This is a genomic window from Pseudocitrobacter sp. CD920760 (assembly GCF_057782505.1).
In genome coordinates this window covers 2,105,925-2,128,590 of record NZ_CM173490.1, presented here as the reverse complement: position 1 = coordinate 2,128,590, position 22,666 = coordinate 2,105,925, and the positions used below count along the sequence as shown (strand labels likewise).

The 22,666-nt window shown below is 54.8% G+C and carries 25 protein-coding genes; 13 read left to right on the top strand and 12 right to left on the bottom strand.

Going from position 1 to position 22,666, the window contains the following annotated elements; genetic code table 11:
- Positions 1–11: 11 nt before the first annotated feature.
- Genes flgE through flgB form a run of 4 tightly spaced genes read right to left on the bottom strand, consistent with a single transcriptional unit; the run spans position 12 to position 2,799 of the window.
- Entirely contained in the window at positions 12–1,259 is a 1,248-nt protein-coding gene (gene flgE, locus AC1MKH_RS09805; RefSeq protein WP_276220215.1) for a flagellar hook protein FlgE, read from the bottom strand.
- A 14-nt stretch (positions 1,260–1,273) separates the two neighbouring features.
- Entirely contained in the window at positions 1,274–1,963 is a 690-nt protein-coding gene (gene flgD / locus AC1MKH_RS09800) for a flagellar hook assembly protein FlgD (protein ID WP_276220216.1), read from the bottom strand.
- Between the two features lie 11 nt (positions 1,964–1,974).
- Positions 1,975–2,379, bottom strand: a complete 405-nt coding sequence (flgC, locus tag AC1MKH_RS09795; protein WP_015964875.1) for a flagellar basal body rod protein FlgC — start codon at positions 2,377–2,379, stop codon at positions 1,975–1,977.
- A gap of 3 nt (positions 2,380–2,382) precedes the next feature.
- Positions 2,383–2,799 carry a flagellar basal body rod protein FlgB gene (flgB, locus tag AC1MKH_RS09790; RefSeq protein ID WP_276220217.1) on the bottom strand — a complete coding sequence of 139 codons (417 nt, stop codon included), beginning with the start codon at positions 2,797–2,799 and terminating at the stop codon, positions 2,383–2,385.
- A 157-nt stretch (positions 2,800–2,956) separates the two neighbouring features.
- Here flgB and flgA point away from each other — a divergent pair, with 157 nt between their 5' ends.
- The 3 genes from flgA (at position 2,957) to flgN (ending at position 4,433) form a co-directional block, all read left to right on the top strand.
- Entirely contained in the window at positions 2,957–3,616 is a 660-nt protein-coding gene (gene flgA, locus AC1MKH_RS09785) for a flagellar basal body P-ring formation chaperone FlgA (protein ID WP_276220218.1), read from the top strand.
- A 93-nt stretch (positions 3,617–3,709) separates the two neighbouring features.
- Positions 3,710–4,003, top strand: a complete 294-nt coding sequence (flgM, locus tag AC1MKH_RS09780) for a flagellar biosynthesis anti-sigma factor FlgM (RefSeq protein ID WP_276220219.1) — start codon at positions 3,710–3,712, stop codon at positions 4,001–4,003.
- 4 nt (positions 4,004–4,007) lie between these two features.
- The gene (flgN, locus tag AC1MKH_RS09775; protein ID WP_276220220.1) at positions 4,008–4,433 is read left to right on the top strand and encodes a flagella biosynthesis chaperone FlgN; all 426 of its coding nucleotides are present in this window, start codon (positions 4,008–4,010) and stop codon (positions 4,431–4,433) included.
- Between the two features lie 48 nt (positions 4,434–4,481).
- Here the strand turns inward: flgN and murJ are convergent, their stop codons facing one another.
- The 4 genes from murJ to rimJ form a co-directional block, all read right to left on the bottom strand.
- On the bottom strand, positions 4,482–6,017 hold the full coding sequence (gene murJ, locus AC1MKH_RS09770; RefSeq protein ID WP_276220221.1) for a murein biosynthesis integral membrane protein MurJ: 1,536 nt from the start codon (positions 6,015–6,017) through the stop codon (positions 4,482–4,484).
- A 142-nt stretch (positions 6,018–6,159) separates the two neighbouring features.
- Positions 6,160–7,083: a Gfo/Idh/MocA family protein gene (locus AC1MKH_RS09765; RefSeq protein ID WP_276220222.1), complete on the bottom strand. Its 924-nt coding sequence runs from the start codon at positions 7,081–7,083 to the stop codon at positions 6,160–6,162.
- A gap of 2 nt (positions 7,084–7,085) precedes the next feature.
- Positions 7,086–7,733, bottom strand: coding sequence for a YceH family protein (locus tag AC1MKH_RS09760; protein ID WP_276220223.1), 648 nt, complete (start codon positions 7,731–7,733; stop codon positions 7,086–7,088).
- Between the two features lie 9 nt (positions 7,734–7,742).
- Complete coding sequence (rimJ, locus tag AC1MKH_RS09755) at positions 7,743–8,327, bottom strand: ribosomal protein S5-alanine N-acetyltransferase (RefSeq protein ID WP_108475757.1); 585 nt, start codon at positions 8,325–8,327, stop codon at positions 7,743–7,745.
- A 231-nt stretch (positions 8,328–8,558) separates the two neighbouring features.
- Here rimJ and mdtH point away from each other — a divergent pair, with 231 nt between their 5' ends.
- The 7 genes from mdtH to AC1MKH_RS09720 all read left to right on the top strand — a co-directional run bounded on the left by mdtH (position 8,559) and on the right by AC1MKH_RS09720 (position 14,022).
- A complete protein-coding gene (mdtH, locus tag AC1MKH_RS09750) occupies positions 8,559–9,767 on the top strand; it encodes a multidrug efflux MFS transporter MdtH (protein ID WP_276220224.1) in 1,209 nt (402 codons plus the stop codon).
- Between the two features lie 171 nt (positions 9,768–9,938).
- Positions 9,939–10,499, top strand: a complete 561-nt coding sequence (locus AC1MKH_RS09745; RefSeq protein ID WP_149464674.1) for a lipoprotein — start codon at positions 9,939–9,941, stop codon at positions 10,497–10,499.
- A gap of 147 nt (positions 10,500–10,646) precedes the next feature.
- Positions 10,647–11,693, top strand: coding sequence for a dihydroorotase (gene pyrC, locus AC1MKH_RS09740; RefSeq protein ID WP_276220225.1), 1,047 nt, complete (start codon positions 10,647–10,649; stop codon positions 11,691–11,693).
- A gap of 71 nt (positions 11,694–11,764) precedes the next feature.
- A complete protein-coding gene (dinI, locus tag AC1MKH_RS09735) occupies positions 11,765–12,010 on the top strand; it encodes a DNA damage-inducible protein I (RefSeq protein WP_276220226.1) in 246 nt (81 codons plus the stop codon).
- Between the two features lie 274 nt (positions 12,011–12,284).
- Positions 12,285–12,539: a biofilm formation regulator BssS gene (bssS, locus tag AC1MKH_RS09730; RefSeq protein WP_015964888.1), complete on the top strand. Its 255-nt coding sequence runs from the start codon at positions 12,285–12,287 to the stop codon at positions 12,537–12,539.
- 146 nt (positions 12,540–12,685) lie between these two features.
- A complete protein-coding gene (gene solA / locus AC1MKH_RS09725; RefSeq protein WP_276220227.1) occupies positions 12,686–13,804 on the top strand; it encodes an N-methyl-L-tryptophan oxidase in 1,119 nt (372 codons plus the stop codon).
- A gap of 104 nt (positions 13,805–13,908) precedes the next feature.
- Positions 13,909–14,022 (top strand): DUF2770 family protein, encoded by a 114-nt coding sequence (locus AC1MKH_RS09720; protein ID WP_015964890.1) that lies wholly within the window; start codon positions 13,909–13,911, stop codon positions 14,020–14,022.
- On the opposite strand, the gene trhO is transcribed toward AC1MKH_RS09720, so the two are convergent.
- Positions 14,023–15,072, bottom strand: coding sequence for an oxygen-dependent tRNA uridine(34) hydroxylase TrhO (gene trhO, locus AC1MKH_RS09715; protein WP_276220228.1), 1,050 nt, complete (start codon positions 15,070–15,072; stop codon positions 14,023–14,025). It lies immediately after the preceding gene.
- Positions 15,073–15,293: 221 nt separating this feature from the next.
- Here trhO and AC1MKH_RS09710 point away from each other — a divergent pair, with 221 nt between their 5' ends.
- The 3 genes from AC1MKH_RS09710 (at position 15,294) to AC1MKH_RS09700 (ending at position 18,053) form a co-directional block, all read left to right on the top strand.
- The gene (locus AC1MKH_RS09710; RefSeq protein ID WP_276220229.1) at positions 15,294–16,214 is read left to right on the top strand and encodes a Kdo(2)-lipid IV(A) acyltransferase; all 921 of its coding nucleotides are present in this window, start codon (positions 15,294–15,296) and stop codon (positions 16,212–16,214) included.
- Positions 16,215–16,330: 116 nt separating this feature from the next.
- Positions 16,331–17,557 carry a multidrug efflux MFS transporter MdtG gene (gene mdtG, locus AC1MKH_RS09705; RefSeq protein WP_276220230.1) on the top strand — a complete coding sequence of 409 codons (1,227 nt, stop codon included), beginning with the start codon at positions 16,331–16,333 and terminating at the stop codon, positions 17,555–17,557.
- 121 nt (positions 17,558–17,678) lie between these two features.
- The gene (locus AC1MKH_RS09700) at positions 17,679–18,053 is read left to right on the top strand and encodes a MysB family protein (RefSeq protein ID WP_015964894.1); all 375 of its coding nucleotides are present in this window, start codon (positions 17,679–17,681) and stop codon (positions 18,051–18,053) included.
- Here the strand turns inward: AC1MKH_RS09700 and AC1MKH_RS09695 are convergent, their stop codons facing one another.
- The 3 genes from AC1MKH_RS09695 to mdoG form a co-directional block, all read right to left on the bottom strand.
- Positions 18,054–18,281, bottom strand: coding sequence for a YceK/YidQ family lipoprotein (locus tag AC1MKH_RS09695; protein WP_276220231.1), 228 nt, complete (start codon positions 18,279–18,281; stop codon positions 18,054–18,056).
- A 65-nt stretch (positions 18,282–18,346) separates the two neighbouring features.
- Positions 18,347–20,875: a glucans biosynthesis glucosyltransferase MdoH gene (mdoH, locus tag AC1MKH_RS09690; protein WP_276220232.1), complete on the bottom strand. Its 2,529-nt coding sequence runs from the start codon at positions 20,873–20,875 to the stop codon at positions 18,347–18,349.
- Positions 20,868–22,421 (bottom strand): glucans biosynthesis protein MdoG, encoded by a 1,554-nt coding sequence (gene mdoG, locus AC1MKH_RS09685; RefSeq protein ID WP_276220233.1) that lies wholly within the window; start codon positions 22,419–22,421, stop codon positions 20,868–20,870. Before mdoG ends, mdoH begins: the two co-directional genes overlap by 8 nt.
- Positions 22,422–22,666 lie beyond the last annotated feature (245 nt).

Genomic DNA, 22,666 nt, shown 5'->3' with positions numbered 1-22,666 from the left:
CCTTATCGGGATTAACGCAGGTTAACCAGCGTGTTCAGGATTTGATCCTGCGTTTTGATGGTTTGCGCATTGGACTGATAGTTACGCTGGGCGACAATCATATTGACCAGCTCTTTGCTGAGGTCGACGTTAGAGGCTTCCAGCGCGCCGTTGGTCAGGCTGCCGAAGTTACCGCTACCCGCGGTGCCCAGCAGCGCCACGCCGGAAGACTGGGTGGCAGACCAGACGTTATCGCCTTCCGATTGCAGACCTTCGTTGTTGGCGAAGTTTGCCAGTACGATTTGACCGAGCAGCTGGCTCTGTTCGTTGGAGTAGTTCCCGACCACGGTGCCATCTTCGTTAATCTGATAGCTCACCAGATCGCCCGGCGCGTAGCCGTTCTGCGAAGTGGCGACGATGTTGTTGGCACCGGTATTCTGCTGCATGGAGTTGAGGAAGCTCAGGGAGAAAGAACCGGCGGCAGAGCCGTTAAGCGCAGCGACCTCAATCGGGATTTGCGAATTCGCATCCGCCGTACCGAGCACACCGTTCACATAAGGGCGAACTGACTCCAGCACACCGCTCTTATCGAACGTCATCTGCCCCGATTTAACCGCGTCAGCACCAGTAACACTGGAATCCTGAGTATAAACATCCCACTGATTATCATCGGATTTCACGTAATACACGTTCATGTCATGGGCATTACCCTGACTGTCATAAACGGTGATAGTGCCTTTTTTGTTGTAGCTGTCGGCATTAGCCGGATCGAAGGTCGTAACGCTCGGCTTAGCATCCGTCGAATTAAGGTTGACCTGCATCGCTGCTGTGCTCGTGGTCTTTGCCGACATCAGCGAGTTCGGGATGGTAATCGCTGTCGGATTCGCCCCCTGCTGAATGGTTGGCGGCGTGCCGGACGCCGGATAACCGGTCACCTGCAAGCCCTGAGAGTTCACCAGCGTACGATTGGCATCGAGGGAAAACTGGCCGTTACGGCTATAGAAAACAGAACCGTTGCTGTCGGTGAGGCGGAAAAAACCGTTCTGGCTGATGGCGACGTCCAGCGCGCGCCCGGTACTGGTGGTGGTACCGTCGGTAAAGTCCTGGGTGATCCCGGCGACTTTCACCCCCAGCCCCACTTTTGAACCGGCAAACATATCGGCAAACGAGGCGGTGCCTGATTTAAAGCCGTAGGTTGCGGAGTTAGCAATGTTGTTGCCGATAACATCAAGATTACTGGACGCGGCATTCATGCCGCTGACTGCTTGGGAAAAGCCCATGATTCACTCCTGAATTAAATAATCTGACGAACTTCGTCGAGCGTGGTGGTGCCGTAAGTGCCGAGATCCAACTGGTTGCCATTGCCGCTCAGCGTCACACCCTGCACCAGCGCAAATTTCAACGGCTGCGCCACCAGTTGCGTGGTGCCGCTGCTGGCGGTAATGCTGACGTTGTACGCGCCATCCGCCACCGCCGCGCCGTCCGTGCCGGTGCCGTCCCAGGTAAAAGTGTGCACGCCTGCGGTCAGCGCGCCGATATCCAGCGTTTTGACGACATTGCCGTTACTGTCGGTTATCGTGGCGGTCACTTTGTCGGCCGCCTGCTCAAGCTCAACGCCAAACGGTGTGGTGTCCGTGCCGTCGCCGTCGCTGTTTTTGCCCGCCAGCACGGTAGTACCGGGGATCATCACGCCGTGACCAATCAGCGATGACGCCTGCAATGATTTGCTGCTGTCGATTTGCCCGGAAATGGAACCCAGCGACGTATTGAGTTTCTCAATACCGCTTACGGTGCTGATTTGCGCCAGCTGGCTGGTGAGCTGGCTGTTATCCATCGGGTTGGTGGGGTCCTGGTTTTTCAGCTGCGCCACCAGCAGCGTCAGGAAACTGTTCTGTAAATCATCCGCGCTGCTGCTGGTCAGCGACCCGCTGGTACTGGTTGCGCTGGTCGCGCTGGCGCTATTAACGTTCACTGCAATGGACATTGTTCTCTCCGTTATTGACCCAGCGTGAGGGTTTTGAGCATCATGCTTTTCACGGTGTTCATCACCTCGACGTTGGCCTGATAGCTGCGCGAGGCCGACAGGGTATTGACCATCTCGCCGACCACATCAACGTTTGGCATGCGCACATAGCCCTTCGCATCCGCCAGCGGATTACCTGGCTGGTAGACCAGCTTGTCGGGCTCCTGGCTTTCAATCACATCGGCAACTTTGACCCCGCCCGTTGCCGCACCCGGCTGCGCATCCACCTGAAAAACGACTTGTTTTGCGCGATACGGCTGGCCATCCGGGCCGGTCACGCTGTCGGCGTTTGCCAGGTTACTGGCTGCCACGTTCAGCCGCTTGGACTGCGCGGTGAGTGCGGAACCCGCCACATCAAAAATATTCAGTAAAGCCATGTATTAATTCCCCTGCTGGAGGACGCTCATCATCCCCTTGATTTGCCCACCCAATACCGTCAGCCCGGTCTGATACTGCAAACTGTTGTCGGCAAACTGCGTGCGCTCGCGATCCATATCGACGGTGTTCCCGTCCAGCGCGGGCTGATCGGGAATGCGGTAGAGCAAATCAGTGGCAGCAGATGAGAGGTTTTGTGCGGGTATGTGACGGTCGGAAGTGAGCGACAGCGCCACGCCGTTGGTGCCAGCCCGTCCTCGCTCCATCACTTTTTTCATTTCACTGGCAAAATCGATATCGCGCGCCTGATACCCAGGGGTATCGGCGTTGGCGATATTGGCGGCCAGAATCTCCTGGCGCTCAGCGCGCAGATTCAGGGCTTCCTGTTGAAAACGCAGCGCGGCGTCGAGTTTATCGAGCATGGCTCCTCCGCAGATGACAAAATTCCAGCCGACAGCTTAATTCGCCTTATGCGCGCGTTATCGCCGGAATAAACGCAATATGCGTCGCTATTTATTCCGTTGATGTCAGCGGCGGATGCGTAAAATACTCACACTACCCTCTCTGACGGAGTGTTCGATGCCAAAGCTCACTACCTCGCTGGCCGCGTGTTTACTGCTCGCCAGCCCGTTCACCCTGGCGCAGGATCTGCAAAGCCAGCTGTCGACATTTTTCAGCCAAAGGCTGGAAGGGTTAAGTGATGAGGTGATGGTGCAACTGCGTAGCCCGCTCGCGATGTTGCCCTCCTGTGAGCAACCGGTGCTCAGTACGCCAGGCAATGCCCGGCTTTGGGGGAACCTGAACGTGGTGGCGCGCTGCGGTAATGAGAAACGCTATTTGCAGGTGACGGTGCAGGCCACGGGCAATTATGTGGTCGCCGCCGGGCCGATTGTGCGTGGCACCGTGCTGAATGCGCAATCGGTCGCCCTGAAACGTGGTCGTCTGGATCAGTTGCCGCCACGCACGATGCTGGACATCAATCAGGCGCAGGATGCAGTCAGCCTGCGCGATGTTGCCGCCGGACAAGCGTTACAGCTGACCATGATTCGCGCCGCCTGGCGGGTAAAAGCCGGGCAACGCGTCCAGGTCATCGCGAAAGGCGACGGTTTTAGCGTCAACAGTGAAGGTCAGGCGCTGAATAACGCCGCCGTGGCGCAAAACGCACGCGTGCGTATGTCCTCAGGCCAGGTGGTCAGCGGCGAAGTGAATACGGATGGGAATGTTCTGATTAACCTATAATCGTGATAAAGAAAGTGCGGCGATTGCCGATAAAGTATTAACAAATGAAAATGGCAATCCCCGCGCCATCATAAGCCTCCATGAGGAAAGCACATGAGCATTGAACGTACATCGCCTCTGAATCCTGTTAACGCGGTACAGGCTCGCGAACCAAACGAAACCCAGACGCCGAAAGCGCGTGTGGAAAAAAACGCTGAGATTAACAGCACCAGCGTCAAACTGAGTGACGCACAAACGACCCTGACGCAATCAGATACGCGTGATATCAATCTGGATCGCGTGGAAGCGTTGAAAAACGCTATTCGCAACGGTGAGCTAAAAATGGATACCGGTAAAATTGCTGATGCGTTGATTCAGGAAACGCAGAATTATCTACAGAGTAACTAACCGCATGAGTCGTCTGCCCGATATTTTGGATCAAATGACCGCTATCCTGAACTCGTTGAAAGAGGTGATGGATGCCGAGCAACAGCAGCTTTCTGCCGGAAGCGTGAACGGAAGCCTGCTGCAGCGCATAACAGAAGATAAAAGCTCGCTGCTGGCGGCGCTCGATTATCTGGAACAACAGCGTCGCGTAGAGCAGGAAGCGCAGCGTTGCGCCAATGACGATGACGTGGCTTCGCGCTGGCTGAACATTACGCAGAAAACGCAGCAGCTGCGTGACCTCAATCAGCACAACGGCTGGTTGCTGGAAGGCCAAATCGCCCGTAACCAGCAGGCGCTGGACGTGCTGAAGCCTTTTCAGGAGACGGGATTGTATGGCAAGGATGGGCAAACGGCGGGACAACCGCGCAGCGGCAAGAAATTTACCGTCTAACTGCAATCAGGACGGCGGGAAACATCACGCTCCCGCCGCCGCATCTTATTACGCCGTCCGGCGTGCGAACTCTTTCACTTTGAAACCCAACACCGCAAGCGTGGCGAAGTAGGCAAAAATTCCCACCACAACCACCGCCATCAGGCGTAACAGGCGCACCGGCATGGTCCCCTGTGACCACTCAGGCATGATGTGCATCATTCCCAGCAATGCCGCTGCCATCACCAGCACCGCCACAATCAGACGCACCAGGAATTTGCTCCAGCCCGGCTGTGGGGTAAAGATTTTCTGCTTACGCAACTGCCAGTAGAGCAGGCTGGCGTTCAGGCAGGCCGCCAGACCAATCGACAGCGACAGACCCGCGTGTTTCAGCGGGCCGATAAACGCGAGGTTCATCAACTGGGTCATAATCAGCGTCACAATCGCGATTTTCACCGGCGTTTTGATGTCCTGACGCGAGTAGAATCCTGGCGCAAGGACTTTCACTACGATAAGCCCCATCAGGCCGACGGAATAGGCCACCAGCGCACGCTGCGTCATCGCCGCATCAAACGCAGTGAATTTACCGTACTGGAACAGGGATACGGTCAGCGGTTTCGCCAGAATACCCAGCGCCACCGCGCTCGGCAGCGCCAGCAGGAAGCACAGACGCAGCCCCCAGTCCATCAGACGGCAATATTCATCATGATTACCGCTGGCAAAGCTTTTCGACAGCGACGGCAGAAGAATCGTCCCCAGCGCCACGCCCAGCACGCCGGACGGGAACTCCATCAGACGGTCAGCGTAGTACATCCACGAAACGGAACCGGAAACCAGGAAAGAGGCAAAAATGGTGTTGATGATCAGGGAAATCTGGCTGACGGAGACGCCAAGGATAGCCGGCCCCATTTGCTTCACCACGCGCATCGCGCCCGCATCTTTTAAATTGATGCGCGGCAGTACCAGCATGCCAATTTTTTTCAGATGCGGCAGCTGATACGCCAGCTGGAGCACGCCGCCTACGGTCACCGCCCACGCCAGCGCCAGCACCGGTGGGTTGAAATACGGCGCAGCAAACAGCGCAAAGCCAATCATACTGACGTTAAGCAGCGTCGGCGCAAACGCAGGCACCGAGAAGCGGTTCCAGGTGTTAAGAATAGCCCCCGCCAGCGAGGCGAGTGAAATCAGCAAAATATAGGGGAAGGTAATGCGCAGCAGCTGTGAGGTGAGATTAAATTTATCCACCGTATCGGCAAAGCCCGGCGCGGTAATCGTGATAACCCACGGTGCCGCCAGCATGCCAATGACCGTCACCAGCGCTAACGCCAGCGTCAATAAACCGGAAACATACGAGACAAATACGCGGGTCGCGTCTTCGCCCTGCTTGCTTTTGTATTCCGCGAGAATCGGCACAAAAGCCTGAGAAAACGCGCCTTCGGCAAAAATACGGCGCAGCAGGTTAGGCAGTTTGAACGCAACAAAGAAGGCATCAGTCGCCATTCCTGCGCCAAAAACCCTTGCCACAATGGCATCACGCGCAAAACCCAGCACGCGCGAAAACATGGTCATCGAGCTGACAGCCGCCAGCGATTTTAATAGATTCATTAACGTGTTATTCCACAACCGGAAGCAAAATGCCTGCAACAGCCCGGCGCGATTGCCGGGCTGCGGTTTACAGGCAGGAGCCTGAAGAGGCGTTAGTCTACCGGGTTCGGGATGAATTGCTACTGCCAGATGTTACAGCAGGTTATTCATCAACGGCCTCGCGCCACAGCGCTTCTACGATGCGTTGCGCCATCAGTGCCTGGTCGCCAGCGGTTTCCGGAACCGTCTGATTTTGCACGCATTCGATAAAGTGGCGCGCACAGCCGACGAATCCGCGCTGCTCAAGCGTGGTCTGCCAGCCGGGTACGGGACGGGTGAGCACGCCTGCGCCCCGCTCTTCTCGCCACTCACGCATATCGGTGATGTCATACAGCGCGCCGTCCGTCACCGCCTGCACCCACTCGCGCTGGCTCCCGGCGCGGCGATGCATGCTGGTTGTGACGCTAAGCGTTGGATGGCTGAAGTGATGCTCAGCGTAGAGCATCTCACCGTCGTCTGTGGTTTGCAGCGTGCCGCTGCTTAAGGGCGCATTACCGCCCGCCAGCCACAGCGCGGTGTCGACCACATGCAGATAATCATCCAGCAGCGTGAAGTGCAGATCGTGCGGGCCGACGCTGTCGGTACGGTGTTTATCCATCCGCAGCGACGCCGCATTGGCGAGATTGCCTTTCAGCTCACGATACAGCGGCGCGAAACGGCGATTAAAACCCACCATCAGCGTTAACTTCTTGCGCGCGGCCAGTTCGACCAGACGCTCGGCATCGCTTAGCTTCTCCGCCAGCGGTTTGTCGACGCAGACGTGCACGCCCGCATTCAGCAGTTCGCTGACCACCGAATAGTGAGACGCCGTTGCGCTGTGGACAAACACAGCATCGCACTGCGCCGCCAGTGAGGCTAACGAGTCCGCATACGGCATGCGGTAGGTTTCGCACACTTTCAGCGCCTTCTCTTTACCCGGCGACCAGGCCGCCTGCAACGTCCAGTCGGTGGCGGCGCTGAGTACCGGAAGCCACGCCTTCTGCGCGATCCCGCCCAGCCCAACCACGCCTACGCGTAATTTTGCCATCGTTATTCTCCGAGATGCGCCAGCAGGGAATCCAGGCGCTGTTTCAGCTCCGCCACTTCGCCTTCCAGTGCATCAACGCGCGCACGGAGATCGTCATCCGCCGGGGCGACATCATCGGCGACCTGGGCCAGTACTTCCATTTCCCCGCTGAAAAGGTGCATATAGCGGCTCTCGCGTTTGCCAGGTTCGCGCGGCAAACGCATCACAAACGGGCCATCATCCCGCGTAGCCAGTCGCTCAAGCGTGGCTTCCACTTCTGCCATATCGCTAAATTCATGCATCCGCTGCGCGCGGCCACGCAATTCACCCGGCGTTTGCGCACCGCGCAGTAACAGCGTAGTCACCAGCGCCACTTCGGCGCTGGAAAGTTTCAAATCGCCAAATTCAGAATTACAGAAACGTTGTTCGTACTTGGTCACGCGGTTACCAAAACCGCTGACCGTGCGCAGATAGTGGCGTTTGACCAGCGTATCCAGCAGATCCTGTACGTCAGACTCGCTGAGCGTCATCACCGGTTCGCGGTTGGTTTTCTGGTTACAGGCCGTCACTACGCCATTAATCGACAGCGGATACTGCTCGGGTGTGGTGACCTGTTTTTCCAGCAGGCAACCAATCACGCGCGCTTCCAGCGGGGTTAACTCATATTTCATCTCTTCTCCTTAGCGACCAGCTGTCCATTCCTGGGTGGTGAGTGCGGTTAATACGTGGTCACGCCATTCGCCGTCAATCAGCAAATAGTTTTTGGCATAACCCTCTTTTTCAAACCCCAGCCGCGCCAGTAAATCGCCGCTGCGCTGATTGTGCGGCATATAGTTAGCCATAATGCGGTGAATATGTTGGGTGCGTTGCATATAGCGGATAGCGCTGGTCAGCGCTTCAAACATCAGCCCCTGCCCCTGCCACTTTTGCCCAATCGAGTAACCAAGGTAGCAGGCGTGGAACGACCCGCGCACCACGTTAGAGAAATTGGCGACGCCAATAATTTCCTTCTCCTCCGGGTCGAGCAGCGCAAAATAATACGCGCTTCCCTGCTTATGAAATTCATTAATCATCGACAAGCGAGCCTGCCAGCCGGAAGGATAACAGTGGCTATCGTCACGGATGGGCTCCCAGGGTTTTAAAAACTGCCTGTTCTCTGCGTAATAATCGGCAAGACGCCATGCATCACGGTCATGGACCAGACGCACAACCAGACGATCGGTTGTCAAACGCACTTTCGGCACGTTACTGCGATAGCCAAACATCTCTTACTCCTGTACCTGAATAATAACCCGGGTTAACTCACTATACCTGTCCACAGGGGGTCTGTGAAAACAGCAACATACCTTTTTTCATACCCCGATCGCGATTTCGATAAACAAGCTCAATCAAAGCAGCATTTTGATAAAAAAATATTGTCGCTGGCAATATGGGAAAAGGTGAGGCGACCCGGCAGAATGGAGATGTTCATCTCTTTTTATTCCCCTGGAGGGGAAATGTCCCGCGTATCGCAGGCAAGGAGCCTGGGTAAATATTTCCTCTTAGTCGATAACATGCTGGTTGTGCTGGGCTTTTTTGTCGTCTTTCCGCTGATCTCCATTCGTTTTGTCGATCAGATGGGCTGGGCGGCATTAATGGTCGGGATTGCGCTCGGTCTGCGCCAGTTAATTCAACAAGGTCTGGGTATTTTTGGCGGCGCGATTGCGGACCGCTTCGGCGCCAAACCGATGATTGTGACCGGCATGCTGATGCGCGCGGGCGGTTTTGCCATTATGGCCGTCGCGCACGAGCCGTGGGTGCTGTGGCTCTCTTGTTTGCTTTCCGGGCTTGGCGGCACGCTATTCGATCCGCCGCGTTCCGCCCTGGTGGTGAAGCTGGTGCGTCCGGCGCATCGTGGCCGTTTTTTCTCACTATTGATGATGCAGGACAGCGCGGGCGCGGTCATCGGTGCGCTGATGGGCAGCTGGCTGCTGCAATATGACTTCCGTCTGGTGTGCAGCGCGGGTGCGGTGCTGTTCATTCTGTGCGCTATCTTCAACGCCTGTTACCTCCCGGCATGGAAACTTTCTACTGTGAGAACGCCAGTACGCGAAGGGCTTGCGCAGGTGCTGCGTGATAAACGTTTTGTCACCTATGTGTTAACCCTCACCGGTTACTACATGCTGGCGGTACAGGTAATGCTGATGCTGCCAATCATGGTGAACGATATTGCGGGCTCGCCTTCTGCCGTGAAATGGATGTACGCCATCGAAGCGGCGCTATCGCTGACGCTGCTCTACCCTATCGCACGATGGAGCGAAAAACGCTTTCGCCTTGAGCAGCGTCTGATGGCGGGCCTGCTGATCATGACAGCTTCCATGTTGCCGATTGGTCTGGCCACCTCGCTACAGCAGTTGTTCACGTTAATTTGTACGTTCTACATCGGTTCGATTATTGCGGAACCGGCACGTGAAACGCTGAGCGCACATCTGGCCAATGCCCGCGCGCGCGGCAGCTACATGGGCTTCAGCCGTCTGGGGCTTGCCTTTGGCGGCGCCCTCGGCTACACCGGTGGCGGCTGGCTATTCGACAGCGGGAAAGCGCTGAACCAGCCGGAACTGCCGTGGGCGATGCTGGGGCTTATCGGCATAATCACATTTATCGCCTTATGGTGGCAGTTCAGTCCAAAACGCGCTGCCTCCGGTATGCTTGAACCCCGCCTTTAGCCCTTTTATTCCGCGCAATTGATGGCCTGCAATTCACGCAGGCCATCAGTAGAATCTCATCCTAAGAAAGAAGAGATGGCACTTTCAGTATTTTCCGCTGTCATAATCACGACTGAAAGCGCAAGCTGCCTGTGGACAGGATTACAGCACAGCATCATATTGAGGAACTTCATGAAGAAATTTTTTGTCATTGCCGCACTGATCGTTGGCGGCCTGGTGGCGGGTTGTAATCAACTGACGCAATACACAGTGAGTGAACAGGAAATTAATCAGGCGCTGCAAAAGCACAATAATTTCTCGAAAGATATTGGCCTGCCCGGCGTGGCCGACGCGCACATCGTGCTGAATAATCTCACCAGCGCCATTGGCCGCGAAGAGCCGAATAAAGTCACCCTCACCGGTGACGCTAAACTGGATTTAAACTCGCTGTTTGGCAGTCAGAAAGCGACCATTGACCTGAAACTGAAGGCGTTACCGGTCTTCAATAAAGAGAAAGGTGCGATTTTCCTGCAGGAGATGGAAGTGGTCGATGCCAAAGTGACACCGGAGAAAATGCAATCGGTGGTGCAAACTTTAGTGCCTTATCTGAACCAGTCACTGCGCAATTACTTTAATCAGCAACCGGCTTACGTGCTGAAAGAAGATGCCAGCAAAGGCGAAGCACTGGCTAAAAAATATGCGAAAGGTATTGAGGTAAAACCAGGACAAATTATCATCCCGTTTACGGATTAACATCGTAAAAAAGACGCCCGGCGGATATTTTCGTCGGGCGTCTTTTTTTTACAGAAAGGAGTGCAAAGGAAAACGTTTACGTTTATCCTTAGTGCCCGGCAAAAAACAGCCCTAATGACTGATTTCCCACCAGGCCGGAGCACACCCATGACCGCATTACCGCAAGTTCTGAAAATTCGCCGCCCAGACGACTGGCATATCCATCTGCGTGATGGCGAGATGCTGAAAACCGTCGTGCCTTATACCAGCGAGCTCTATGGTCGTGCGATCATCATGCCAAATTTGGTGCCGCCTATCACCACCGTGGAAGCGGCCATCAGCTACCGCCAGCACATTCTGGATGCCGTTCCGGCAGGCCACGACTTTACTCCGCTGATGACCTGTTACCTCACCGACTCCCTCGATCCGAATGAAGTGGAACGCGGTTTTCAGGAAGGTGTATTTACGGCAGCTAAGCTGTATCCGGCAAACGCAACGACCAACTCCAGCCACGGCGTCACCAGTATCGATGCCATTATGCCGGTGCTGGAGCGAATGGAAAAACTCGGAATGCCGCTGCTGGTTCACGGTGAAGTCACTCACGCCGACATCGATATTTTTGACCGCGAAGCACGCTTTATCGAGACGGTTATGGAGCCGTTGCGCCAGCGTCTGCCAGGGCTGAAAGTCGTGTTTGAACACATCACTACCAAAGATGCCGCAGATTATGTACGTGAGGGTAATGAACTGCTGGCTGCGACAATCACCCCGCAGCATCTGATGTTCAACCGCAACCACATGCTGGTTGGCGGCGTGCGCCCACATCTTTACTGCCTGCCGATCCTCAAACGTAATATCCACCAGCAGGCGCTGCGCGAACTGGTCGCCAGCGGCTTCGAGCGCGCATTCCTCGGGACTGACTCCGCGCCGCATGCGCGTCATCGCAAAGAAGCCAGTTGCGGCTGTGCAGGCTGCTTTAATGCGCCCACCGCGCTCGGTAGCTATGCCACCGTCTTTGAAGAGATGAATGCGCTACAGCACTTCGAAGCCTTCACCTCGCTGAACGGCCCACGTTTCTATGGCCTGCCGGTGAACGAGTCTACCGTTGAGCTGGTACGTGAAGAGAGCCAGGTGGTTGAGAGTATTGCCCTTTCTGACGATACCCTGATCCCCTTCCTCGCCGGTGAAACCGTACGCTGGACGGTAAAAAAATAAATCGCACGCTCCCTGTTGTAAGTTTTTTGCTTTAACTGTATAAATATACAGTACACATACAGGGGGCAACCATGCGCATTGAAGTGACTATTGCTAAAACCACAACCCTCCCCGCTGGCGCACTTGATGCACTGGCGGGTGAACTCTCCCGACGAATTAACAATCAGTTTCCGGATAGCGGCGGCACCGTTTCGGTACGCTACGCATCGGCAAATAACCTTTCGGTTATCGGTGGCATTAAAGAAGATAAAGACCGGATCAGCGAAATTCTCCAGGAGACCTGGGAAAGCGCGGATGACTGGTTCATAACCGATTAATTTGCTCCCTCATTGTGTTCTTTGCCGGGTCGCCCCGGCTTTTTTATTTCTCGCCGCCCCGCTTCTTTTTGGCCTTATTCTGATTCCATTAATAAAATCTCAGCCACAATGGTGATTTATTGCGCAACAAAACGCGTACTTTAGGAATTTGTGTTGCATTTTATTTAAAATCTCGAATATTAAGTAAGTTGTTGGTATACTGAAAAAGCTTCGAAAAAAACCTGCATTGAACCTCGAGAGTTGTTGCCTTTTAACAAAGATATAAGGGGTTATGATGGAAAAGAATAATGAAGTCATCCAGACCCATCCCCTCGTTGGATGGGACATCAGCACCGTTGATAGCTACGATGCGCTGATGCTGCGCCTGCACTACCAAGACCCCAATGAATCGAGCAAGAAAGAAGCTGAAATAGGTCAAACGCTTTGGTTGACTACCGATGTCGCTCGTCAATTTATTTCTATATTAGAGGCGGGCATCGCCAAAATTGAATCCGGCGATTACCAGGCGAATGAGTATCGCAGGCATTAGTGCTGATACGAATAATTATCAAACAGGCACCTTCGGGTGCCTTCTTTATTTTCAGGCTTGTATCAGGCTGGCTTGTTAATTACCCTGCTATACACATCATCCTGCATGCTGATGCGGCTTATCAAAAAACAATTCCAGGAAGCGCTATGCAATATGACTTAATCATTGTCGGCAGTGGCTCCGTCGGGGCGGCTGCCGGATACTACGCCCGTAAAGCGGGACTGAATGTCCTGATGACCGATGCCCACATGCCGCCTCATACCGAAGGCAGCCACCACGGCGACACGCGTCTGATTCGCCACGCGTATGGTGAAGGCGAAAAATATGTTCCTCTGGTGCTGCGCGCGCAGCAGCTGTGGGACGCGCTGGCCACCACCAGCGGTGAAGACCTGTTCGAACGTAGCGGCGTGGTGAATCTTGGCCCGGCAGATTCAACCTTTCTTGCCACCGTGGCGGAGAGTGCGGAAAAATTTGGCCTTGATGTAGAACGACTGGATGCCGCAGGCGTAATGGCCCGCTGGCCTGAAATTCAGGTGCCCGAAGACTATCAGGCCATCTTTGAGCCCGCGTCTGGCGTGCTGAAAAGCGAGCTGGCGGTAAAAACATTGATCGCGCAGGCAAAGGAAGCGGGTTGCGCGCAACTCTTCAACTGCCCAGTCACCGCGATTGAACATCACGCTGACGGGGTCGCGATAGAAACGTCAGAAGGCCGCTTTGAAGGGAAAAAACTGCTGCTCAGCGCCGGTACCTGGGCTAAACAACTCTACCCGCAATTACCAATACAACCGGTTCGCAAAGTGTTTGCCTGGTTCCAGGCCGATGGGCGTTACAGCCGCAAAAATAACTTCCCGGCGTTTACGGGGGAGTTGCCGAATGGCGATCAGTTCTACGGTTTCCCGGCGGTTGAGAATGAACTTAAAATCGGCAAGCATAATGGCGGCCAGCTAATCAATACGCCACAAGGGCGCAAACCGTTCGGTACCGTCGCCACCGATGGCTCTGAGGCTTTCAGCTTCCTGCGTAATATTCTGCCCGGTATTGGCGGCTGTTTGCACGGTGCCGCCTGCACCTACGACAACACCGCGGATGAAGATTTCATTATCGATACGCTACCCGGTCAGCCAAATACTTTACTGATTGGCGGGTTGAGTGGTCATGGGTTCAAGTTCGCGACCGTGCTGGGTGAAATCGCCACGCGATTCGCGCAGTCACAGCCAGAAACCTTTAACCTGGCGCCCTTCTCGCTTTCCCGTTTTGACGATTAATTAGTGCGGTTTGCCTGATGGCGCTGCGCTTATCAGGCCTACACTCGAAAGCACCTGACAAAAACGCAGGCACATACGATGATGTGCCTTTAAAGAGAATAATGATGCAGCGTCTATATCACTATCTGGTCAACAACCTGCGCGAGCACTTTATGATTTACGTCGCGCTCTGTCTGCTGCTGGCCCTGATCGATCTTATCTGGATTTTTTTCGCCTGATCACTGAGGGTCAGGAATACCCAGTTTAGTATTCAGCCGACCACGCGATTTATTGAAAATCTTGTTGCCATTTTCACGTCCGGCGCGGCGTTTACGCTGCTCCTCTTCCGGCAGTTTGTGCTCTTCCTGGCAGGCTTCGCTACAGCAGCCGTCATATTTCTCTGCGCAGGCCGGGCACTGAATGAAGAGCAGATGGCAGCCGTCGTTCAGGCAATTGGTGTGACTGTCACAGGCCGTCCCGCACTGGTGGCAGTGGGCAATCACCTCGTCAGAAATACGCTCTCCCATCCGCTCGTCAAACACAAAGTTCTTGCCGATAAAGCGCACCGGTAACCCCTGCTCACGCGCGCGGCGGGCATATTCAATAATGCCGCCCTCAATGTGCCACACCTGCTTAAACCCGTTATGTTTCATCCAGGCGCTCGCTTTTTCGCAGCGAATTCCCCCGGTGCAGTACATCACAATCTTCTTGTCTTTATGTTCCTGCATCATCTCGACGGCTTTCGGTAGCTGATCGCGGAACGTATCTGCCGGGATCTCCATGGCGCGTTCGAAATGGCCGACTTCATACTCATAGTGGTTGCGCATATCGATGAACACCGCATCCGGGTCATCCAGCATCGCGTTCACTTCCGCCGCTTTTAAATAAGCGCCGACATCGTTCGCGTCAAACGAGGGATCGTCAATGCCGTCCGCCACAATGCGGTCGCGCACTTTCATGCGTAGCACCCAGAATGATTTGCCGTCGTCATCCAGCGCGATGTTAAAGCGCAGCCCGTCCAGCGCAGGGTCAAAACGGTACAACAACTCGCGCAGCGCTTCGACATTGCTTGCGGGAACGCTAATCTGCGCGTTGATCCCTTCATGGGCCAGATAGATGCGACCAAACACTTTCAGTTCGGAAAGTGCGAGGTAAAGGGCATCACGGGTCGCTTTCGGGTTAACGATGGTGAAATACTTATAGAATGAGATTGTCGTACGCGGCTCGGTTTCAGCGAGCATCTGCGCCTTCAGGGTCTCATTCGATATGCGGTTATGTAACACTGGCATGGTGCTCTAATCCTGCAAAAGGGAATGAAATATATAGATCGGGCGGATGATATAGCAATCATCGACAATTTACATCCACACATTTTGCGCTACATTTGTCTCTCTATAAAAACATCGACTGAAACATTTGCTCGAATTATCGACACTCGTACCCTCGTCAGTTTGGCTGGCGGGAAAATAATGCGACAATAGCGGGAGTGGCTCGATAAAACAGGAAAGACATGACCCAGTTACCCAAATTTACCGCGGCGTTGCTGCATCCACGTTACTGGCTAACCTGGCTGGGAATTGGCCTGCTGTGGCTTATCGTACAGTTGCCCTACCCGATCATTTATCGTCTCGGCAATGCCATTGGCCGCGTGGCGCTGCGTTTTATGAAACGTCGCTCAAAAATCGCTTATCGCAATCTCGAATTATGCTTCCCGCAAATGAGTGAAGCCGAACGTCATCAACATGTGGTGAAGAATTTCGAATCGGTCGGTATGGGCCTGATGGAAACCGGGATGGCGTGGTTCTGGCCCGATCGCCGTATCGATCGCTGGACGGATGCCAGCGGTCTGGAGCATATCTCCGCCATGCAGGAACAGAAACGCGGTATTTTGCTGATCGGTATTCACTTTCTGACGCTCGAAATGGGTGCGCGAATGTTCGGTTTCTTCAACCCAGGCATTGGCGTCTATCGCCCGAACGACAACCCGGTTATCGATTTACTGCAAACCTGGGGGCGGATGCGTTCCAATAAATCGATGATCGACCGGAAAGATTTGAAAGGCATGATCCGCGCGCTGAAAAACGGCGAAATCGTTTGGTATGCGCCTGACCACGACTACGGCCCGCGCGCCAGCGTATTTGCGCCGTTGTTTGCCGTCGAGCAAGCCGCCACGACGTCAGGCACCTGGATGCTGGCACGCATGTCGAAGGCCAGTATTGTGCCATTTGTGCCGCGCCGCAAACCTGACGGCAAAGGCTACGAGTTGATTATCCTTGAGCCGGAACTCTCCCCGCCGCTGGATGACGCAGAAACCACGGCCGCGTGGATGAACAAGATTGTCGAGAAGTGCATCATGATGGCCCCGGAGCAGTATATGTGGCTACACCGTCGCTTCAAGACGCGCCCGAAAGGGATGCCTTCCCGCTACTGAACGTTAGCGCAGCCTTCACGGCTGCGCTGATGCCTGGCATTGCAGTAACAATCACACGAGCGCATAATTAGCAGGCTTATTGAATTAACTGTTCCCCTGCTCACTTTTGGAATTTTATGCCTGCTTCTGATGTCGATGCTCCCATAAACTGGAAACGTAATCTTACCATCGCCTGGCTTGGTTGCTTCCTGACCGGCGCGGCATTCAGCCTGGTGATGCCTTTCCTTCCTCTCTACGTCGAGCAACTTGGCGTGACCGGCCACAGCGAACTTAATCTGTGGTCAGGGATTGTCTTCAGTATTACGTTTCTGTTTTCCGCCATTGCCTCGCCATTCTGGGGCGGTCTGGCCGATCGAAAAGGCCGAAAAATCATGCTGCTGCGCTCGGCGCTGGGAATGGCTATCGTCATGCTGCTGATGGGTCTGGCACAGAATATCTGGCAATTTTTAGTGCTGCGCGCGCTGCTTGGCGTGCTGGGCGGTTTTGTGCCCAATGCCAATGCGCTGATTGCCACTCAGGTACCACGAAATAAAAGCGGCTGGGCGTTGGGGACACTTTCAACGGGTGGCGTCAGCGGCGCGCTCCTCGGGCCGCTGGCGGGCGGTTTGCTGGCCGATAGCTACGGTTTACGACCCGTCTTTTTCATTACCGCCACGGTGCTGTTCCTGTGCTTTGTATTGACCTTGCTGCTGATTCGCGAACAGTTCACCCCGGTCAATAAAAAAGAGATGCTTCACGCCCGCGAGGTAATCAGCTCGCTGAAGAATCCCAAACTGGTGCTCAGCCTGTTTGTCACCACCCTGATTATTCAGGTCGCCACCGGCTCTATTGCGCCGATCCTGACGCTTTACGTGCGCGATCTCGCCGGCAACGTCAGCAACATTGCGTTTATCAGCGGGATGATTGCCTCCGTACCCGGCGTCGCCGCGCTGCTGAGCGCGCCAAGGCTGGGCAAACTGGGCGACAGAATTGGTCCGGAAAAAATTCTTATCACCGCGCTGGTTCTCTCCGTGCTGCTGTTGATCCCCATGTCGTTTGTACAAAATCCGTTGCAGCTTGGCATCCTGCGTTTTCTGCTTGGTGCCGCCGATGGCGCTTTACTGCCCGCAGTGCAAACGCTGCTGGTGTATAACGCCAGCAACCAGATTGCCGGGCGGGTGTTCAGCTATAACCAGTCGTTTCGCGATATTGGCAACGTGACCGGGCCGTTGATTGGCTCGGCGGTGTCGGCGACCTACGGTTTTCGCGCGGTGTTCTGCATTACCGCCGCGGTGGTGTTGTGCAATGCGATTTATACCGGCTTTAGCCTGCGTCGTCGCGCCCCGGCTAAGACAGTCGGGTGATTTTCAGCCATTTTTTCTTGCCTGTTCCAATCTTAAGCTATTCTTTCCCTGAATATACCCGGAATGTTGCCCGTCTGAACGGGTAACACCCGAGACCACGTCAAATCGCAGGGAGAATAAGATGACTATGTATGCCACGCTTGAAGAAGCTATTGACGCGGCGCGAGAAGAGTTCCTCGCCGATAACCCCTCCGTTGAAGAGAGCGATGCGGATGTTCAGCAGTTGAATATCCAGAAGTACGTTTTGCAGGATGGCGATATCATGTGGCAGGCAGAATTCTTTGCCGACGACAGCGAAGAAGGCGAGTGCCTGCCGGTGCTGAGTGGGGAAGCGGCCCAGAGCGTCTTTGACGGCGATTATGACGAAATTGAGTTACGCCAGGAGTGGCTGGAAGAGAATACGCTTCATGAATGGGATGAAGGCGAATTTCAGCTTGAACCCTCGCTGGATACCGAAGAGGGCCAGGCTGCGGCAGATGAGTGGGATGAGCGCTGATTATTCGTAAGTGCCGTGGCTGGCGTCGATAGGCAACAGGAGCGTATCGAAGATCAGCGAAAATGGCAGGTCAATTATCGTCAGCCAACGCCACGCGGAATCACGCAGGTCCCACTGCACGCCGGGATAGTATTGGTTTCCGTGTCCCTGGCCGGGAATGGTGCGGCTGATAACGCTGCCGCATCCGCTCAATAACAGCGTCATCGCGATGACCAGTACGAATTTCATGCAATACCTCAACGTCAGACAAAAAAATACCGGCTTTAACGCCGGTATTTTCTTATTTTTACGGCTTATTTTGCTTTCATCGCCAGCGGGTTAATCGCCAGTTTCGAATACTCATCCACCCAGGATGTGTATTTCTCAGGCGCAGCCCATACGCGATAGTGCATACGCGCCATGGTCACCGGGTCACTCAGCAGCACTAAACGACGGTCGCGGTTAAGTTTGTCCGGCGTTTCGTTCAGCGCCTGCTCAACGTGGCGGTCGCGCGCAATCTCCAGCACATGGCTGGCACGGTGACGTGCGGTTGCCATGGCTGTCGCCAGCGCGTTATATGACGGGTTAAACACCGCGTGCATAAAGCCATCTTCCAGCGTGCGATTGCGGTTCAGTTGCAGGTAGGCATCCGTATCCGCCAGCACTTTCGGCGTGTTGTACTCTTCCGGGATCAGGAACAGTTTCCAGCGCTTGGTGCGCAGACCGATCGTTGAACGGCTCGAAATAACCGAGACGAACGGCGAAAGGATCAGCGAGAAGACAATCGGCGCCAGCCAGAACAGGAAACGCAGATCCAGCCATGCCATACCAACGGCCCACACCAGACCCAGCAACAGCTGAGAGCCGTGACGCATAAACGCTTCGCCCCATGGCGTAGAGTCATCATCACGCTGCGGCGAGTTCCAGACCACTTCCCAGCCAAGGAATGCGCTAACCACGAACACGGTGTGGAATAGCATACGCACCGGTGCCAGCAGCACGGAGAACAGCACTTCCAGCAGCAGAGAAATCGTCACGCGGATAAAGCCGCCGTACTCTTTCGGCCCCTTACACCACACCAGAATAATACTGAGCAGTTTCGGCAGGAACAGCAGCACCATGGTTGAAGCAAACAGCGCAATCGCCAGTTCAGGACGCCACTGCGGCCACACCGGGAACAGCTGGCGAGGTTGCAGGAAGTACTGTGGCTCGGTGAGCGCATGCACCACCTGAAGCGCCGTTGACAACGCCAGGAACAGGAACCACAGCGGCGCAGAAAGGTAAGACATTACGCCAGTCAGGAACACCGCACGGTGAACCGGGTGCATCCCTTTTACCAGGAACAGGCGGAAGTTCATCAGGTTACCCTGACACCAGCGACGGTCACGTTTCAGCTCATCGAGCAGGTTTGGCGGCAGTTCTTCATAGGAGCCCGGCAGGTCATAGGCTATCCACACGCCCCACCCTGCACGACGCATCAACGCGGCTTCCACGAAGTCGTGCGACAGAATCGACCCGGCAAAGTTACCGTCGCCCGGCAGCGGTGCTAACGCACAGTGCTCGATAAACGGTTTCACGCGGATAATCGCGTTATGCCCCCAGTAGTGGGATTCACCCAACTGCCAGAAGTGAAGACCGGCGGTAAACAACGGGCCATAGACGCGCGTGGCGAACTGCTGGCAACGGGCATACAGCGTATCCATACCGGACGCACGCGGCGATGACTGGATGATCCCGGCATTCGGGTTCGCTTCCATAAGACGCACGAGGTTGGTCAGGCAATCGCCGGACATCACGGAGTCGGCATCCAGCACCACCATGTAGCTGTATTCGCTACCCCAGCGGCGGCAGAAGTCATCGATGTTACCGCTTTTACGCTTCACACGGCGGCGACGGCGACGGTAGAAGATCTGCCCTTCGCCCTGCACTTCGGCAATCAGCTCCATCCACGCTTTCTGCTCAGCAACGCAGATATCCGGGTTGTAGCTGTCGCTCAGAATGTACACATCGAAGTGTTTCTGCTGACCGGTCGCTTTCACCGATTCCCACGTTGCACGCAGGCCCGCGAAGACGCGATCGACGTCCTCGTTACAGATAGGCATGATAAGCGCAGTGCGATGTTCCGGGTTCAGCGCTTCATCACCCACCGTGGACGCGGAAATACTGTATTTATCCCGACCAATCAGCAGTTGCAGGAAGCCCATCAGCGCGGTCCAGAAACCGGCAGAAACCCAACAGAACAGCACAGCAAACAGCACCAGGATGCCACTTTGCAGCAGATACGGCAGCAGCTGCATAAAGGAGACCCACAGGTCCTGGCCGACCATATCGGCAGGGTTAATAAATGCCCAGCCCTGATACGGCAGAATGGTTTTCATGTACCAGGTCGCCACCACAGTCTGCGCAAGCGTCAGGATCAGCAAAATGTAACGGCGGATAGAACCCGTCGTACGCCATTTTTGCTCGTGCTCCTGCTCTTCTTTCGTCAGACGAGAGACATAGCGCGGGGTAACATCACGACCGCGCAGGCGATCCCAGAAGCGACCAATTGGGTTGGTACGCCACGGGTCCGGGAACATGGAGGATCGCTTCGCTTTCGGCATTGCCTGAAGCTGGGTGCGGCCTTCGTCATCTTTGATGAGCTGGTCACCGGCCAGAGAGTCTGGCCAGTTTTGCTCAAGACGCGCTTTCACGGATGCGAGCGGGGTATCGTCATCGCGTTCAAACGTTTGATGCTCGGTATCCAGCGCTTCGTGCACGGCACGCAGGCTGGAATCGGGCAGCGCCGATTTTTCAGCCTCCGTGAGCGACAGCGCGTCAATGTACTTCGTTGTCTTATTCATTGGCAGGCAGCTGATAGCTCCAGGTTTCACTCAGCGTTTGGTCAGCGTTGACCAGCGCCGCGCGCATTTCAGTGGTTTTCTTCGGATCTTTCACTTTAACGCGCAACGTCAAGCGCCAGCCTTTGGTGACCGGGTTATAACGTACGCTGTTTTCAACGATTTCACCGTTGTCGCCAATGCTGGCTTGTGAAGTAACAGGCGTATCCTGCGGCAGTTTTTTCATGTCCGCACCGGTGAAATCAACCACAAAGGCCATCGTGCCATCCGGTTGACGAATCAGGTTGGACTGTTTCACATCACCGGTAGAGCGACGCGTCTGCATGACATACGCGCTATCCGGCGCATGCAGTTTGTCTTCGTCACGGCTGAAGGTGATGCTGTATTTGTAGTTCATCTCTTTACCGGCTTCCGGGAGTTGGTCCGGTGTCCAGTAAGCGACGATGTTATCGTTGGTTTCATCGTTGGTCGGAATTTCAACCAGTTCGACGGTGCCTTTGCCCCAGTCACCTTTCGGCGTGATCCAGGCGCTTGGGCGCAGGTCATAACGATCGTCGAGATCTTCAAAGCGGGAGAACTGACGGCCACGTTGCAGCAGGCCAAAGCCCTGCGGATTTTCAGTCGCATAGCTGCTGACGGCCAGATGTTTCGGGTTATTCAGCGGACGCCAGATCCACTCACCGTTGCCCGCGTGAATAGACAGACCGTTGGAGTCATGCAGTTCCGGGCGATAGTTAGTGACCTGCGACGGCTGGTTCGGCCCGAACAGGAACATACTGGTCAGCGGCGCGACACCCAGTTTACCGACTTTGTCACGCAGGTAGATTTTGGTTTGTACATCCACAACCGTGTCGCGACCCGGCATGATGACAAAACGGTAAGCTCCGGTGGCGCGTGGAGAATCCAGCAGTGCGTAGATGGTCAGGCGCTTGTCGGTGGCTTTCGGACGCTCGATCCAGTATTCACGGAAACGCGGGAATTCTTCACCGGACGGTAAAGCGGTGTCGATAGCAAGACCACGTGCGGATAAGCCATACACCTGCCCCTGGCCCAGGACACGGAAATAGCTGGCACCCAGCATGCTGACGATTTCGTCGTTTTTGCCTTTGCTGTTGATAGGATAAAGCACTTTAAAACCGGCGAAGCCAAGGTCTTTTACCGTGTCTTTATCGTGTTGTACATCACCGAAGTTAAAGTAGTCCGGGTTGTATTTAATTTTGCGTACGGACGTAGCGGTAACTTCGTTAATGGTAACCGGCGTGTCGAAGTACATACCCTGGTGGTAGAACTCGAGCTTAAATGGGGTCTTAACGTTGCTCCAGTAGGCCTTATCGTGGTTGAACTGAATCTGTTGGTAGTCCGCGTATTTCATCTCGCGGAATACGGAAGGCAGGTTGCTTTTCGGCGCTTCATAGCTCTTCCCGGCCAGTGATTTCGCCTGCTTTGCAACGTCATCAATGCTAAACGCCCATGCAGATGAAGTACACAGGGACAACATTACGGCAGCGCCAATCCAGCGCATTTTCATCATCTGTGGTTTATTGTTCATATAGCTAAGCACTTCCCCCTTTGTGTGCTTAAATCGATCCGATCCATTTTACTGGAAACTCAAGCAATCCGACAACATAATCCCCATATTGTTCAGCATAGCGGCTCAGGGAATAAGCAACCGTTAACTGCTTTTTGCACTTTGCGTGCTTATCCTGGAGACAGGTACCCGGACTTCGTGTAGGGTTGCGTCGAATGTAAACGTTATCGCCGCGTGCGATAAGACGAATAGTCTGAGAATTTAGC

Excerpts from the sequence above, each read along its gene's own strand:
- flgE (WP_276220215.1), bottom strand. The coding sequence starts at position 1,259 with ATGGGCTTTTCCCAAGCAGTCAGCGGCATGAATGCCGCGTCCAGTAAT.
- flgD (WP_276220216.1), bottom strand. The coding sequence starts at position 1,963 with ATGTCCATTGCAGTGAACGTTAATAGCGCCAGCGCGACCAGCGCAACC.
- flgC (WP_015964875.1), bottom strand. The coding sequence starts at position 2,379 with ATGGCTTTACTGAATATTTTTGATGTGGCGGGTTCCGCACTCACCGCG.
- flgB (WP_276220217.1), bottom strand. The coding sequence starts at position 2,799 with ATGCTCGATAAACTCGACGCCGCGCTGCGTTTTCAACAGGAAGCCCTG.
- flgA (WP_276220218.1), top strand. The coding sequence starts at position 2,957 with ATGCCAAAGCTCACTACCTCGCTGGCCGCGTGTTTACTGCTCGCCAGC.
- flgM (WP_276220219.1), top strand. The coding sequence starts at position 3,710 with ATGAGCATTGAACGTACATCGCCTCTGAATCCTGTTAACGCGGTACAG.
- flgN (WP_276220220.1), top strand. The coding sequence starts at position 4,008 with ATGAGTCGTCTGCCCGATATTTTGGATCAAATGACCGCTATCCTGAAC.
- murJ (WP_276220221.1), bottom strand. The coding sequence starts at position 6,017 with ATGAATCTATTAAAATCGCTGGCGGCTGTCAGCTCGATGACCATGTTT.
- AC1MKH_RS09765 (WP_276220222.1), bottom strand. The coding sequence starts at position 7,083 with ATGGCAAAATTACGCGTAGGCGTGGTTGGGCTGGGCGGGATCGCGCAG.
- AC1MKH_RS09760 (WP_276220223.1), bottom strand. The coding sequence starts at position 7,733 with ATGAAATATGAGTTAACCCCGCTGGAAGCGCGCGTGATTGGTTGCCTG.
- rimJ (WP_108475757.1), bottom strand. The coding sequence starts at position 8,327 with ATGTTTGGCTATCGCAGTAACGTGCCGAAAGTGCGTTTGACAACCGAT.
- mdtH (WP_276220224.1), top strand. The coding sequence starts at position 8,559 with ATGTCCCGCGTATCGCAGGCAAGGAGCCTGGGTAAATATTTCCTCTTA.
- AC1MKH_RS09745 (WP_149464674.1), top strand. The coding sequence starts at position 9,939 with ATGAAGAAATTTTTTGTCATTGCCGCACTGATCGTTGGCGGCCTGGTG.
- pyrC (WP_276220225.1), top strand. The coding sequence starts at position 10,647 with ATGACCGCATTACCGCAAGTTCTGAAAATTCGCCGCCCAGACGACTGG.
- dinI (WP_276220226.1), top strand. The coding sequence starts at position 11,765 with ATGCGCATTGAAGTGACTATTGCTAAAACCACAACCCTCCCCGCTGGC.
- bssS (WP_015964888.1), top strand. The coding sequence starts at position 12,285 with ATGGAAAAGAATAATGAAGTCATCCAGACCCATCCCCTCGTTGGATGG.
- solA (WP_276220227.1), top strand. The coding sequence starts at position 12,686 with ATGCAATATGACTTAATCATTGTCGGCAGTGGCTCCGTCGGGGCGGCT.
- AC1MKH_RS09720 (WP_015964890.1), top strand. The coding sequence starts at position 13,909 with ATGCAGCGTCTATATCACTATCTGGTCAACAACCTGCGCGAGCACTTT.
- trhO (WP_276220228.1), bottom strand. The coding sequence starts at position 15,072 with ATGCCAGTGTTACATAACCGCATATCGAATGAGACCCTGAAGGCGCAG.
- AC1MKH_RS09710 (WP_276220229.1), top strand. The coding sequence starts at position 15,294 with ATGACCCAGTTACCCAAATTTACCGCGGCGTTGCTGCATCCACGTTAC.
- mdtG (WP_276220230.1), top strand. The coding sequence starts at position 16,331 with ATGCCTGCTTCTGATGTCGATGCTCCCATAAACTGGAAACGTAATCTT.
- AC1MKH_RS09700 (WP_015964894.1), top strand. The coding sequence starts at position 17,679 with ATGACTATGTATGCCACGCTTGAAGAAGCTATTGACGCGGCGCGAGAA.
- AC1MKH_RS09695 (WP_276220231.1), bottom strand. The coding sequence starts at position 18,281 with ATGAAATTCGTACTGGTCATCGCGATGACGCTGTTATTGAGCGGATGC.
- mdoH (WP_276220232.1), bottom strand. The coding sequence starts at position 20,875 with ATGAATAAGACAACGAAGTACATTGACGCGCTGTCGCTCACGGAGGCT.
- mdoG (WP_276220233.1), bottom strand. The coding sequence starts at position 22,421 with ATGAACAATAAACCACAGATGATGAAAATGCGCTGGATTGGCGCTGCC.